The 14,475-nt window shown below is 47.6% G+C and carries 15 protein-coding genes and 1 other annotated feature; of the genes, 2 read left to right on the plus strand and 13 right to left on the minus strand.

The genetic code is table 11. From position 1 onward, the window contains the following. Positions 1-59 precede the first annotated feature (59 nt). Entirely contained in the window at positions 60-1,094 is a 1,035-nt protein-coding gene (gene pheS, locus NO352_RS16480) for a phenylalanine--tRNA ligase subunit alpha (protein ID WP_005548532.1), read from the minus strand. Positions 1,095-1,144: 50 nt separating this feature from the next. Beyond that, positions 1,145-1,426, minus strand: a binding site (T-box leader). Between the two features lie 316 nt (positions 1,427-1,742). On the opposite strand from pheS, the gene NO352_RS16490 reads away from it, so the two are divergent. Further along, on the plus strand, positions 1,743-3,068 hold the full coding sequence (locus NO352_RS16490) for an NCS2 family permease (RefSeq protein WP_289356163.1): 1,326 nt from the start codon (positions 1,743-1,745) through the stop codon (positions 3,066-3,068). A gap of 85 nt (positions 3,069-3,153) precedes the next feature. On the opposite strand, the gene NO352_RS16495 is transcribed toward NO352_RS16490, so the two are convergent. Genes NO352_RS16495 through NO352_RS16545 form a run of 11 tightly spaced genes read right to left on the minus strand, consistent with a single transcriptional unit; the run spans position 3,154 to position 13,742 of the window. Continuing rightward, positions 3,154-3,309 (minus strand): XkdX family protein, encoded by a 156-nt coding sequence (locus tag NO352_RS16495; protein WP_005548537.1) that lies wholly within the window; start codon positions 3,307-3,309, stop codon positions 3,154-3,156. 1 nt (position 3,310) lies between these two features. Continuing rightward, a complete protein-coding gene (locus NO352_RS16500; RefSeq protein ID WP_289356164.1) occupies positions 3,311-3,676 on the minus strand; it encodes a hypothetical protein in 366 nt (121 codons plus the stop codon). Between the two features lie 12 nt (positions 3,677-3,688). Then, complete coding sequence (locus tag NO352_RS16505; RefSeq protein ID WP_289356165.1) at positions 3,689-7,045, minus strand: pyocin knob domain-containing protein; 3,357 nt, start codon at positions 7,043-7,045, stop codon at positions 3,689-3,691. Beyond that, complete coding sequence (locus tag NO352_RS16510) at positions 7,045-7,329, minus strand: ketopantoate hydroxymethyltransferase (RefSeq protein WP_289356166.1); 285 nt, start codon at positions 7,327-7,329, stop codon at positions 7,045-7,047. The genes NO352_RS16505 and NO352_RS16510 overlap by 1 nt, the downstream gene beginning before the upstream one ends. Continuing rightward, positions 7,326-7,913, minus strand: a complete 588-nt coding sequence (locus NO352_RS16515) for a putative phage tail protein (protein WP_005548544.1) — start codon at positions 7,911-7,913, stop codon at positions 7,326-7,328. Before NO352_RS16515 ends, NO352_RS16510 begins: the two co-directional genes overlap by 4 nt. Next, complete coding sequence (locus NO352_RS16520) at positions 7,906-9,006, minus strand: baseplate J/gp47 family protein (protein ID WP_163977782.1); 1,101 nt, start codon at positions 9,004-9,006, stop codon at positions 7,906-7,908. Before NO352_RS16520 ends, NO352_RS16515 begins: the two co-directional genes overlap by 8 nt. Then, entirely contained in the window at positions 8,999-9,421 is a 423-nt protein-coding gene (locus NO352_RS16525; protein ID WP_289356167.1) for a DUF2634 domain-containing protein, read from the minus strand. The genes NO352_RS16520 and NO352_RS16525 overlap by 8 nt, the downstream gene beginning before the upstream one ends. Next, a complete protein-coding gene (locus tag NO352_RS16530; RefSeq protein WP_171415808.1) occupies positions 9,418-9,720 on the minus strand; it encodes a DUF2577 domain-containing protein in 303 nt (100 codons plus the stop codon). The genes NO352_RS16525 and NO352_RS16530 overlap by 4 nt, the downstream gene beginning before the upstream one ends. Positions 9,721-9,722: 2 nt before the next feature. Beyond that, complete coding sequence (locus NO352_RS16535) at positions 9,723-10,697, minus strand: XkdQ/YqbQ family protein (protein WP_289356168.1); 975 nt, start codon at positions 10,695-10,697, stop codon at positions 9,723-9,725. Between the two features lie 31 nt (positions 10,698-10,728). Beyond that, complete coding sequence (locus NO352_RS16540) at positions 10,729-11,412, minus strand: LysM peptidoglycan-binding domain-containing protein (RefSeq protein WP_268620744.1); 684 nt, start codon at positions 11,410-11,412, stop codon at positions 10,729-10,731. After that, positions 11,409-13,742, minus strand: coding sequence for a phage tail family protein (locus tag NO352_RS16545; RefSeq protein WP_289356169.1), 2,334 nt, complete (start codon positions 13,740-13,742; stop codon positions 11,409-11,411). Before NO352_RS16545 ends, NO352_RS16540 begins: the two co-directional genes overlap by 4 nt. A 118-nt stretch (positions 13,743-13,860) precedes the next feature. On the opposite strand from NO352_RS16545, the gene NO352_RS16550 reads away from it, so the two are divergent. Next, positions 13,861-14,055: a hypothetical protein gene (locus NO352_RS16550; RefSeq protein WP_040736116.1), complete on the plus strand. Its 195-nt coding sequence runs from the start codon at positions 13,861-13,863 to the stop codon at positions 14,053-14,055. Here the strand turns inward: NO352_RS16550 and NO352_RS16555 are convergent. Then, the gene (locus NO352_RS16555) at positions 14,052-14,474 is read right to left on the minus strand and encodes a phage tail assembly chaperone (protein WP_005548554.1); all 423 of its coding nucleotides are present in this window, start codon (positions 14,472-14,474) and stop codon (positions 14,052-14,054) included. The genes NO352_RS16550 and NO352_RS16555 overlap by 4 nt on opposite strands. Between the last annotated feature and the right edge of the window lies 1 nt (position 14,475).

Genomic DNA, 14,475 nt, shown 5'->3' on the forward strand with positions numbered 1-14,475 from the left:
TTCAAGTTCCCGCAACCTTCTTGGTGCTGAAAACCGAACTTTTTGAACTTTTATTTTGACTACATCCGCGCGAACTGCTGCACGAATTTCATATCGTTCGTATAGAAATGGCGAATATCGTCCACGCCGTATTTCAACATGGCAATACGCTCTACACCCATACCGAATGCGAAGCCGGAATACTCCTTCGGATCATAGCCGCCCATTTCAAGCACGCGCGGATGAACCATGCCTGCTCCCAGAATCTCGATCCAGCCTGTTTGTTTGCAGATTCGGCAGCCGCTGCCGCCGCATTTCATACAAGTCAAGTCGACCTCAACGCTTGGCTCCGTGAACGGGAAGAAGCTTGGACGCAAGCGAATTTGTGTTTTGGAACCGAACATTTCTTGCGCGAATTGAAGCAGCGTTCCCTTCAAGTCACTCATGCGGATGTTCTTATCGATCACGAGTCCTTCAATCTGATGGAACATGAAGGAATGCGTTGCGTCATCGTCATCGCGGCGATATACGCGGCCTGGGCAGATAATTTTAACTGGCCCTTTCCCCTTCATTGCTTCCATAGTACGCACTTGTACCGGCGATGTTTGCGTACGCATCAGGATGTCTTCGGTGATGTAGAACGAATCCTGCATATCGCGTGCAGGGTGATCCTTCGGCAGGTTCAGCGCTTCAAAGTTATAGTAGTCCTGCTCCACTTCCGGACCTTCTGCTACCGTGTATCCCATACCGATGAAAATGTCTTCAATTTGTTGAATAACCTTGTTCAGCGGGTGAACCGCACCAACCGTCATTGGGCGGCCCGGCAGTGTCACGTCAATTGTTTCTTCCTGAAGACGACGCTCTGTCTCTTCACGGAGAAAAGCCGCTTGCTTCTCCTCGATGAATGTCTCAATGGCTCCGCGCACTTCGTTCGCCACTTGACCGATGAGCGGACGCTCTTCTGCCGACAAGCTGCCCATGCCGCGCAGTACTTCTGTCAGCTCACCTTTTTTACCGAGGAATTTAACACGCAAATCATTTAAATGACCTGCATCCTTTACTTGCTGCAGCTTTTCCAGCGCTTCGGCGCGCAGTGCCTGTAAACGCTCCTTCATTGTGTAAGCCCCCTTCATTTCCACTCGAAATAAAAAAAGGCCTTCTCGTCACAAGGGACGAGAAGACCGTGGTACCACCCTAATTAGATCCGATTGGCATGCACTCCGAATACGGAGGTTATGATCCAATCCAAAATCTCACTTGTAGCAGCAATAACGTGCCGCGAGTCCGGGAACCTCTACTGCAGCAGCTTCACCGTACGTGACGTGCCAGTTCAAGGCGCCTGCTCCGGAGTGAATTTCGACAGTCCATTCTTCAGCAGCGCTCTCAATCTGCGGCGCTGCCTCCCTGGCAAGCGGTACTGTGTACTTATCTCCATCTTCGCATGTGTTGACCATAGTTTTGAACAATCAATTAGTTATTTATTATATGTAATTTCACGGGTTGATGCAAGGTGGATCATTGTACAAATTGCAGGAAAGTCAAACATCACTTGATTATTTGAAGTGGTCATGTGATACAATAAGAGCAACTTATGCGCGAATTTGTATTCGGGCATAGTTTTTTATGAGTGCATATTCAAAAAGGCCGGTTTTCAGCACAAACTACTTTCTGTCGTTCTTCGTGATCACAAGTAGACTTTTTGAATTTCCTCTATTTCATGCTAAGGGTTGGGTGAGGGGCTACGATGGAAAGCAGGTTTACGATTGGTCCGCCAAAAGGAACATATACAATCGAAGACAGAAGCATCCTTGAATGACGCTTCTGAAGCTGCGCGAATCAACTGGCGGCAGGAACTGCTGGCCGGTGTCGTGTCCTTCTTCGCTATCGTCTATATTGTCATTGTAAATTCATCAATATTGGCAGATGCAGGCATACCGCAGGAAGCGGGAATTATCGCAACCGTGCTCGCTTCGTCTGTCGGCTGCTTGTTAATGGGCATATGGGGCAAATCCCCCATTATTCTAGTGCCCGGCATGGGCATTAACGCGATGTTCACCTACACGCTCGTGCATGGCATGGGCATGACGTGGCAGCAAGCGCTGGGTGTCGTGGTATTATCCGGTGTTTGCTTTACGGCAATTAGCTTCACGTCACTTGCGGGGCAGCTGCGGGCAGCAATCCCAGAATCATTGCAGGAGGCTATTTCTGTAGGGATCGGGCTTATGCTCGTTTTAATCGGTCTGCAAAAGGGCGGCGTTATCGTCCCCAATCAGTCTACGATGATTGCATTGCAGTCCTTTGCTGATCCTGGAGTGCTTGTTACCCTCGCGACATTGGCTCTTACATGCATTCTGTTCATGCGCAACGTTCCGGGCAACTTGCTCATCGCCATTATTGCAGGAACAGCTCTCGCTTATGCAGTTGGTGCAGTGCCTAACGCTAGCGCAGCAACAGGCGGGTCTTTTTCGTGGGCTGCATATGGGGATGTATTCGGCCAGTTCACGTTTCAAGGCATGTCGGCTGTTACACTTGCTGTAGCAACCTTCTCGCTGACGCTCGTCATTGTGTTCGAAAATGTGGGGCTTGTAAATGCGCACCTGCAAATGAGCGGGAATCCGGAACGATTTAAGCGATCCTTGCAGGCCAATGCGATTTCCGTCATTACTTGCGGATTGTTCGGCACAAGCCCGAATGTCTCGACGGTTGAGACTGCTGCTGGCATTTCTGCTGGTGGTCGGACGGGGCTCACGTCTATCGTTACGGGGATCCTGTTTGCAGGTACATTGGTTGCATTACCGGTACTGACATTGGTACCTGATCAAGCCGTAGCTCCGATACTGATCTTTATCGGCGGCCTGATGATGCCAAGCGTGAAAAAGATCGAATTCGATGCAATGCACAAGGGTCTTCCCGCGTTCTTCATTATCGCGTTCATCCCGCTCATGCACAGCATCGTCGACGGGATTGCAGTCGGGTTCATCAGCTACGCGTTGTTCCATCTTGCCGTGGGCAAGGGACGCGAAGTGAAGCCATTGTTCTATGGGATATCACTGTTGTTCGTGCTGCACTTTGTGCTGCAGACGTTGTAGGATTACAATTAGAAAAGGGATAGGGCCGGCGAAAGTCGGCCCTTTTCGTTGTGAAAGGAATCGAGAGGGTAAGTTTTAATAGGGGCTATATTGCAGAGTATGTCTCACCGGTAATTTCTTTAAATTGTTCTGGCGTAATCTTGCCAAACTCGCAGAACTTCCCGACATATAACGAATCTTTCGGATCGTTTTTGTAGATCCCCATATCATAGTACCGTTTAATCGTTGTGAACCAGTCCATATTAGATCACTCCTTTTTCAGCTAGCTGTAATAGTAGTGTTGCATGATCTTGCGTAAGCTGCTGACCTGACGCATCCAGACCAGCTACCTGTAACAACAATGCGGCGTTCTCTTTTTTCAGATTCTCGTTTTCGGTCTGCAATTCAGCAACTCTGGATTCTAGTGTATCCGGCCGTCCATAGTCATAGTAAAGCCGCTCCATTTCGACGTCTACCTTTAGCACTGGAACCATTCCAGGAATGGCGTCCGGCGTTGGGAATTTGCCGTTGATTTCGATCCCTGACTTTTCCATTTGTTCAGGTGTCGGATTCATATATACTGTTGTGACTAACGTTCCTTGCGATGTTTCTTTGTATACTACGTACATGGTACTCCTCCTTTATGCATACGTTAACAGGCCAGCAACCTTTGCCGTTACAGCATAACCTGTACCGTAAATATAAGTTCCAAAAGACAGTCCACCAGCAGGATTTAAATTTGCCGCTTTATTTATAACTGAAACCTGCTTGTTATTATCGCCATCAAAATACGTGTATCTAGCGTTATTGGCTGCCGTATCTATCATAAAGCTATATAGGTACATGGTTTGTCCTCTGTAACTACTGCCAACATAGCACTCATTTCCAAACGCGTCTCGAACCACAAACGCCATATCCGTACCGTTATAATAATTACTAGATTCATATATTGACGTTGTCCCTTCCGGATCAGAAGTGAAATTCACTTTTGTAGTTCCTGCTGGCATATCGAAAAAATTAAATCGATCCGTTGTACTAGTTGTAACTTTATGTTCATTACTGACATACGCCGATTTAAAAATAGCAGCTTGCCCTACTTTAGCAATTAACCCCCCCCAATCTTCGTTAATTGACGCGGCTATCCCCTTGGCGTTAAGCGCGTCGACAAGCGCCTGCTTGTTATTAACGCCAGACGTTTTTAGCTGGTCTATCTCGTATAGGATGTTTCGACCTTGCACAAACACGCCACCATCACCTGCATTAAGCCACAGGTTTCCGTTGTCAGCTGAAAGGGTTAAATTACCCGGTGCGTTTGGATCGCCTATTCCCACGTATCCTCTACGTACGCCGCCTTGGTTGAATGTGATATAGCCATGTGTTGTTCCATACAGGTGTAGTAGGCCAGCGTCACCACGGATATCTAACCAGTTAGATAAACGTAAAATTCCGTCATAATCTGCCTTTATAGAAACTATCCAAGGCGTCCAATCTCTACCGGATGCATTCTCCGCTTTGGAACGTGTAAAGGTGACATTATTTAAAACGCATGTGTACGACTGAACCACATAGGCGGTTGTCCCTAACGTCTCTACACGCAGGATCCCCCAACTGAACCCCAAATCAGGTGACGGACTGTTAGTGTATTCGTTCAGGCTGCCGATGAAGAAAAGCCCCGGCTCACGGTAAGCGTTAAGGTCTTTGCTTGTGCCATTTTTTATACACACACTATTTTTCGTAAGTCCATCCAAGTCCGATTTTTTCGCAGCTCCTATGCTCTCCGGCGATAGATTATCTTGCTCCCCATTCTCAACCACCGAAAGCCTACGTTCTGCATCACTTGCCCACGATACCATATCCGTTACCGTGCCCCGTAGATTCGTCGCTATGCTGCCGCTGATAGGAGCCGACAGAGTCGGGTCTAGCATCATGTATGTGACGTGGTAGACTGCGGAGGGGTCAAAGTCTGACGGTAAAAATCTAACGTGCTGCTTGCCATATGCGTTAGCATCATTTTCGATCTTTGCGGTATTATCAACCTGTCCATTGCGGTAAACCCTCAGCATGTGAGACACCTTATTCTTTAGTAGGCTTCCACTTACTGCTGTATTGTTGATATAGTAATTTTCATTGGGCGAATAGTACGTAGGCTTCGCCTTCTCCCGAATCATAATGTCGCTACTGACCTCTACCATGTTCCAGCCTTTCGAGAGTGTCAGGCCAGTTTCGTAATTCTTAACGGGCTTAACCGTTGGCTTCGCTTTGAGATATTGGAGGCGATACGGCGTCCAACGGCTGTTGCGCGGCGCTTCTGTCGTTGGCAACGTTCCGGTTCCATCCACAAACTGCCCAGCGTCATTACGCCGTACCCACCCTTTATACTTTCCATCTGTACGATTATATGGTTCTGTTGTTTTTGAAGTTTCGGTGTCGTACATTTTCCAGCCCAAGAAATATGACTTGATTTCGTCAGGTTCCGGTTTGTAGTTATCGCCCCATCCGCTGTCTTTATTAGAGACTGTAATATGCAATTGCCCAGAATTTTGGGATATTGTTCCCATATCTGAACTGGCTGGAATTCCCGTAAAGTTTGGAAGTAGCTTACCGTCATGCTTAACTACAAGTCCTTGATTTCCCGTAATTGGGTATATATTATTTGATTCACCTACCTGTTTAAAACCCGTATATGTTGCGACTAGTACCCATTGTTGCCCTTCTATTAACGGCAGCTTGCCCCACTTTTCCAGTACATACGGCAATCCATCTTCATTCATGTTAAGCATGTCTGCATTGCTGCCGTCTACCGGATTAGCGGCTAGCTTGCATTCGGCTGCCCACACGCTGCGATTCATTGGCGAGAATGACTGCAGTTCAGATGTTAGCGTGAGCATTGGGTTCTTAAATTCGAAATCACCTTCCCCATAAACGAATGTGGATGGGTTATTGATATCTATATAACTTACAAGATTCAAACATTGTACACGAATAGCCTTTGCTGTACTTGACGTTGTAAAGGTAACCTTCCCGCCGTCTACGTCTGCAATATATCTTTTAGTACCGTTAGCATCGTCTACACCGCAATACATTCGTCCTTTGCTCGAACTCAATGTATACGTCTTATTCGGAACAGCAACAAGATCAAAATAATAAGCTTGCTGTCCCTTACTAGGAGAAGTGATCACGATATCATAAGGCTGAGTGTACATTACATTAGCTGTACGTTCCGCGCCTAAAACCCACTCCGTAAACGGAGGCAGTAGGTTGCCTGATATCCCGATAGCATACGGGTTGATGATGTTCGTCATCGAGTCAACATACGAATAATATGCTGAGACTTCTTCTGAAGTCATGCCATTAATTTTTTCTACGTCCGCCTTTGGGATTTCATAAACTCGAATTGAATCAAAGTATCCTGTTACCTCTGTAGCATCAGCTACTACCGTAAGGTTGACGGAAAATCGTTTCGTACGTGAATCAGAAATTGCAAATGCCAAATGCATTGGTTGACGGATAGAAACATTCGTAATTTCATTGGAGTAATAGCTATTTATTACTTTCTCACCATCGAACTCTTGCGTTTCCAAACGAACCCTACCGCCTGTCGTACCATTTTCTAAGTTTCCGACAACAACATAGGCCTGGTCATATTTTACATTATCGATGAAATTATGAGCGTTACCGTATACTTTATCTGGATGCACTTTTACTTGTAATCCAATAAAGCTGCTATGTGTGGCTGTTGATGATTGCCATAAATTCCAAAGTGTTTGATCAGTGCAACTTCCCGCACGTCCTAACAAATTAACCAACGTCCGCCCGCGAATCTCCCCCATGCGGAAGGGAGTATCCTCTGGGACATCCACGATCTGGACACCTGGCTCCAACGTCAGTTCCTTATACTCCGCCACATGGGCGTCCTTCAGGCCTTGCTCAATGCGGTTCAGATCCTTTTCCGTGACGGTGTCGTCGTACTTCCAGTTTGTCTTCGCCTCGTATGGCATTAGGCCACCTCCTTCACTGTAATCGGCTGCTTGATGATCGTATCGGACGTAAGCGGGATGTAGACGTCATTCGACGTCAGCACCGTGCCGTCAGCAGCCCGAAGCTCGATCAGCGATACGCTGTCCACAGATCCAAGCGGAATCATATATTCCAGATTGACGACGCTCTTTGATACTTGCTTCACCGTAAACTCTGTAATCTCATGCGTTTTATTCAGCACGACCTTGGCAATTCGCGTGTTGACATGGGTCGCCAGTTCTTTCAGCAGCGTTGATTCGATCATTTGATCTGCACCTCCGGCCCGCGCTCGGCAAATGGCGAACGTCCCAGCTTCCACGTCGTCGAAAGCCTTGTCGTCCGCTTCAAATCCGAGCGGTATATATTCTCATTCACTCCTACATTGGACAGCAGCGCCGTCTCCTGTTGATAGACCAAGTTGGCAGGCTTCACTGCGTATACCGTGTGCCCAACCTCCTTGAATACGGCGGCATCCGTAATGTTGGCAACGATGCGCAGCAGGAAGGCATCCGCATCCACAACAGCCCGAGCCTTGTCCTTGCCGAGCAAAAAGTCCAGCTTCTCCTGCAAATACCGGATCGTAAACGGCGGCTTCGTCGTGTAGCGGTTGATAATCCGTCTGCGCCGGAAATCGATCGATTCCGCATCGCGATCCGGGAGAATATTCAGCATCCGCTCCCGCCTTGCAATTGCATCCTCGCTTGCAGTCATGACGAACTGATCGTCGAACAGCCTTTGCATGGCGGCCAGCAGCTTCTCCTTTTCCCCATCCTGCGTCTCCATAAGCAGAACCATTTCCTTAACGTCATGGTAAAAGTCAGGCAAACGCTTAAGCAACGGTTCAGCCATTCAAGGTCACCGTCCCCATGACCGGCAGCTCTTCCGTGTCCAGCTCCACATTGGCTCCCTTGTCGTTCAGCTTCGTATCCGCAATATCTGCGATACCCTTTACATTCAAAATACGGGCTTCCAGTTGACTCACACGCACGACGGTTCGGTCTTCCTCTTTCCAACTCATACGCAGCGTCCGCAAGTAATCGGCGATCACTTTTTCAACGTCCGCCTTCACCTGTGACACGGATATTCCCGCTTCAAGCGTAAGTGTGGTCGACACATGAATGCTTACGGATACTGCCCCCTTAATGGTGACGGTATGGCCAATCGGCGCAAAGCCCATTCCCTTGCCTTGATTCACCTCTGGATCGATGATCGTCTGCACATCCTTCACCAGCTCAGCAGACGGAGATTCGAAGCTGCTCGATATGATGGTGCACTTTACCGTGCCCCCGCCTTTCCATACCGGAAATATTTTCACGCCGCCTACACCTGAAAGAGAGGTTACCTTCTTCTTATAGTCGGCTGCATTGCCCCCGAATGGCTGTTCATTCACGGCCTCGAAGAACCGACGTCTCAGCGATTCATCCGATTCCGCATCCGCGCCTGGCGCAATTACCTCCGCTAATTCAGCTCGGGCAAGACCATCCACGTAATCAACCGGCATTAAGGAGCCGTAGTATTCATTTCCTTTTGCGCCCTTGCTTTCACATTCGAGCACGAACGCACCTGCCGATAATCGTTCGATGACTACATAATTAAGCTCAATCGTTGAAAAGCGGGATCTCAAAGGCACATCGAATGGCTTGCCTGCCGCATCATAAAACAATCCCTTGCGTTTGGCTGCTGTGGCCGGCTTGCGCTTCACTCCATATTCAGCCGTGCGCCGCTCCAAATATTCGCCGCTTGATGTATCTGCATACGACAGTTCATTTTGAAAATGCAAGTCCGTATAAGCCTGTACCAACTCCAAAGCAATCGGGGCAAGCGCATCGTAAATGATACTGCCTTCCCGCTTGTCCACGTCATTCGGAACGCGTTCCAGCATTCGCTCCATCATGTCCTCCAATCGAGGCACGTTCCAAGCACCTTGTTCCCATTCAGCCATCCATCTTCACCTCCTTCTTCATTTCCAACTGTCCTAAAACCGTCTCAACCGTAAAATGAACATGCAGAGCGTCTCCCGTTTGCTCGAAGGCAAACTCGCCTACGCGCAAAATGCGGTCATCCTGCAGCAAAGCTTCCGATATCGTGCGCTCCAGCTCCGACTTCACGAATCCCAAGCTATAACCAAGCTGTGCGCGAAGCTCAGATCCATAATCCGGGCTGTAAATCAAATACTCGAAACGTTCCGTCAACAGAATTTTAAGCACGGCCTGCCGTATCGCTTCCAAGCCATCTGTCATTCCTAAAATGCGCCCAGCCTCTATATCCAGCCGATAGGTGCGCGTAGGCTGCTCCGTATACTCCATCATCGTGGGAGCATCTTCAATCTCCGGCTCGAACCTTGACTTCGGGATCATGTACCCACCACCCTATCGAGTGCAACGTAGCTTTGTCCTCCCTGCATACGGGCGAGCAGCAGCCGATCCCCAGCATACAGCCCTTCACGGATCGTAACCTCTTCTCCGCCGATGCGCACCTTGTACTCGGTAAGCTGTTCCGTTATGACAAGAGCGGATTCCGGCAGAGTGAAGCGCTGCTCCACCTGCACCTGCAAAGGCGATACGCTGAGCACCACACCATACAGCAGGGCAACCGGGCTCGATGCCTCCACCGCTCCTACACCCGCTTTTTTAATAATGTCCAGCATCGTCCTCATCTCTAAATCTCCTTCAACGTTAATGACATCGTATGTCCTGACCCGCTCCACTCCTGGGAGCATTCCTCAATGAGCCTGAACTGCTCTTTCTCCTGTCCCGGCACAAAAATAGGGATGTACATTCCGGCCCGAATGCGCACATCCCCTACAGCGTTAACTTTTAAGGTTTTTTTCTCACGGTTATGGAGCTCCAGCAAATTTTCCCCAAGCTGCTTGATTTGAGCCCGATTCAGCTTGTCGTCTACCTTTTTATAAAGCTGCAAATGACCCCATTTCGCCAAATTATCACTATGTTTTGTCACATAAATCTCGCGCACGCCTTTTTCCTGATTGTCCCGATACAGCTTAATAAAGTTATACGTATCATCATCAATACTTACCTTATAGGAAATGCTCGTCATCTGACTCCCTTCGCCGATGAAGTATTCTGTCTTCCAGCTCTTCGCCTCCCGCAGCGTGAGCTTCCCGAAATCATCATACAGCACGTAAATGTTTTTGGTGGCGATTAACGTCAGATCAAGCGCACGGAACATCATATCCAAGAGCTTCTTGTTGTCCTCCATAAAAGTCGGGATTTTATGCTTCGTATCTGCCAAATCGCCAACCTGGATGTTGAAATTTTTGGCAATATGCCGGATTACCTCAGTAGCCGTCACATTTTTGAGCATGCACCAGTCATTCATCATCAAATAGCGCATCTGATCATAAGCAGTCAGCTTCACAGTACTGCTCTCATCCGTTTCAATGCTGAACACATAGCCGTAAAATACAGGAACTCCATCTTCTTGCACGCGCACGATATCACCATTATGGATGGTAAAGCTGCGATCTTGAAATATTGCTCCCTTCATAAAGGAAATCGATATGCTGGCAGGCTTGCCAATGCGAGCGGTCGACCATGTCATGCTCGAGATCAGGTGTGACATGTCCCACGCGTTGCCATCGCGATTATCGACCAACACTTCCAACCTGTTCATTTCACAAATTCACCTCCTACGTCGCTGTGCCTCACTGCTTTCTAGGAAGTCGCAGAACACGATTCGGTTCCAATTCATGCAGGGCCTCATCTGCTGAAATGCCGTTCAGTCTTTGAATGTCGATTGCTTTTCTAGTGTCGTTGAAAAACTTTTGGGCAATCAAACACAGCTTATCCCCTGGCTGCGTCATGTACTCGGTTGTTCCTTTACGCTCATCTGGACGCGGCTGTGACGGATTTGGCACATTGGTCGCACTTGTCAGCTTCCCGTTCAGCTTTACCTTTTTGGCCGCATAAAATTTATACAGCTTCAAGGAAATGTCGTACTCCAAATCGCCAACACTGCCGGCAACTTCACGCCAAGTAAACTTATCAATCGCCATAGCGAGATTCATATGGTAAGTTGGCGTCGTAAGCACGAAGCGAATCGGACGCTTGGTCTCCATCCATTCACGCAATTGAATGATATAATCACTAGGCGGCAGCAATTTCTCTGGCGGGATATGCACATATGGCCCGTAATGGAGCGGAAATAAACTGCTGAATTGAATATCGGCCAGCTTTGGCGTATGGATGCTTACGACTTCCCCGATACCGACGATATCGAAGGACTGCAAATTTCCCGCTTCGCTGATCTCCAGCTGAGCTGGGTTTACAGGCAACTCGATGACCTTCTCTTGGTTGTTGAAGCTCAAATAGATATGGTATCCACTCATCCGTACACCCCTTCCGCTGTTGACACGAATTCTTCCTCCAGCTTCTTCTCGATGCGATTGATTAACGTATCCATATCGAAGCCTTGATGGATATCACCTGTGTTTACCTGAACAGTCGGCGTTAAGGATACGAAGTTCTGGATGCTATCCATTTCTGCCAAATCGCGCATCATCTCTATGCTTTCATCCGTAATTTCAACTTTATTGTCGATGGCCCCGACTTTACCTACCTCGCCTACTTTCGGGATGTTCATAGTACCGCCAGTATTTAACCCAGGCATAACTCCCCCAGCAGTGCTAGGCAATGTTTCAGGCGTTTTTGGAGTTTTAGGCATTTTTTCAGGTTTATATGAGTTATTGGATTCTGTTAGTTTGGTTAAGTTATCAATTCCGAATTTCTTTTTGAAATTATCGACAGAGAAATTTTCAGCACCATCAGCAGCAGCATTAAAGCCTCCTTCAATCGTAGCACTAACGTCTGATTGAAACTTATCAGTTTTAATGTGCTCCAGCTTTATATCCACCTTTTCTTTAATTCCAAGTATGCTACCGATGGCATTAGCAACCCTGTTAACGCCTTCTAAGAGAAAATTAATCATGTCAAAAGCCTTATTTACAAGCCAAGTAAAAGCTTGTATTGCTCCAGTAACAAAGCCGGCTACCATTTGCCCCATGGATCGAAGTGCATTCGCAAAACCTTCGCGTACTGGCTCCATAACAGCAATTAATGCTAGAAAAGCTCCTATCAATGCAACTAAAGCCAAAATAACAATTGTAACCGGATTCAGTGCCATTATGGCATTCCACAGAGTCTGCACTGCTGCAGATATTTGTGTCACCACTACAATAATTGTCATTATCGTATAGTACATCATTAATGCGCCGACAATAGCACCTAGTATAGGCAAGATTAGCGGTAAATTATTATTAAATATATCCACCAGCCATAAGAATCCCTCCACTACCCAAGTGGCCAATTGTGCAATAATAGCTAGTCCTCCACTTAATACGGTAAAGAAGTTATCAAATTGCCCCGTCTGGAATGCTTGATTCAACATGTCCAGCATCGGACTAAACATCTGTATGGCAGTCTCTCCAGCAGCTCCCAACATTCCATTAAATCGTGTTACAGTCTCTTCCCACTTACGAGAAGGACTGTCCATCAACATTTCAAGGGAAGTTTTGCTCATGTTAGCTTTTTCCATCAACGTGTCAAAGGCCTTCATGAAGCCATTTAAATCACCGGTTTTAGAGAAGGATTCTAATTTTGCCTGTTCTGCGGCACTTACCGGCATTTTCAGTTGCGCTAATAAACCTTCACTCTTACCGAAATATGCGTCTTTCATTAAGTCGGCAGTTTTAGTTGGATCTCCACCGTTCGCTTGAAATGATGATAAACGCTGTACCATTTCATTCATGTGAATTAAATCTTGGGTGTTTTTAGAGACGGAGGTTAATGTAAGGCCAGATTCCAAAGATTTCGTTACATCCTCTCCACTAAGTAATGCTTGAGCTCGGAGAGCCTCGTATACTTGCGTCCCTTCTTGGCGATTTCCGTATTTAGCATTATATTGGGATCTGATATCTTCTGATTTAGCTGCCCCCTTAATCGCATCCAAGCCCATATTCTGAACGAAGCCCAGCATTTTGGAACCTATGCCACCAAACCACTTCCCGATATTCTCACGGACAGCAGCGTGAACGGCCGCTCCCTTTTTAATTCTGTCAGCCTTTGCACTCTCTTTTGTGGGTTTATTATCCTCACGAGAATCTTCAGTAGATGATTCAGTTGGAGATGCTCCATTAGAAGATCCTTGCCTAGTTTTCTGCTGCTGAATTCGATTGTACCCGGAGGTAGCCCGATTCCATCCTTTATGAATGCCATTGTTAGCCTGTTGCCACGCTCTATTGATGTTGTTCCCCGCCTGCTTCCAGCCGCGGTTTATTCCAGAGTTCGCACGCTGCCATATCTGATTCATGCTGGAACCAGTTTTCTGCCATGATTTATTAATGCCGTTGCTGGTTCGCTGCCATGATTGTGAGATTTGATTTACCGTCTTTTGCCATGCTTGAGATATCCCATTGGCTGCTTTTTGCCATGCTTGGACAATTGTATTTGACGCCTTTTTTAAAGACTGATTGATGGCGTTTATCGTTTTTTGCCAAGATTGATTAATTGCAGTTGCAGTTTTCTGCCAAGTCTTCGTGATCGCTTCCACCGACTTCTTCATAACTTGATTCATCGTTGTGCTTACCTTGGCAAAAGCATTAGCAAACGTCTGAACTGACTTTGCCGCGATCTTTAAAGCCTGTAATGACTGCTCATCCATCTTCTTCCCTCCCCCTGTCCGCAAGATGAAGAGAGCGATCCCCCATCTGCACCCAAGCTGCCCCAAGGGAGCTGCCATTGCCATGCCGACTGTGAAATCGCTGCTCTAATGTCCGCGGTTGTTCCAAAGCCTACTACCGCTTTTTGCGCATACTGCGCTGTGCCTTGCGCTCTTCATCCACACGGATGTCGATCATCGCGTAGACGGCGGCGCGTTCGCGAACCGGGAGCGCAAGCAGCTCATGCGGCAGGATGCGGAGCTTATGGAGGGCGTAATAGGCATAGTTCGCTTCGCCATCGCCCTCGCGAATTAGTTTTTTACTTCATTAACAAGCTCGTTCATGTCCTGATTGAAGCCGTTTAGCGTCTGCACCTGCTGCAGCAGGCCCGTATATTCGCCAGGCAGGAGCATCTTGCGCAGGAGCGCCTCCGCACCCATGACGCCATAGGACTGTTGAAGCTCTGCATTTTTCAAGTCTGGATACACAACGCTTGCCACAATCAGCTTTGCGGTATATTCATTGAAGTCGATTTCCGGCGTAACAACCCCGCCTTTGCCCTTTACCTGCTTTGTGGCCGACTTGCGGCACTGCTCATTTTCCACTTCACTCATACTGCGTAGCGTCCAGGCAACCGGCTCACCCTTTTCATCTTTGAAACGCGGGGACACAACGAATGGCATCTCCGTATTGGGTTCCGCATTTTGGGCAAAGAAATAGCTTAATGTAGTCATC

Source organism: Paenibacillus sp. S-12 (assembly GCF_030363895.1).
Lineage (GTDB): Bacteria > Bacillota > Bacilli > Paenibacillales > Paenibacillaceae > Paenibacillus_B > Paenibacillus_B alvei.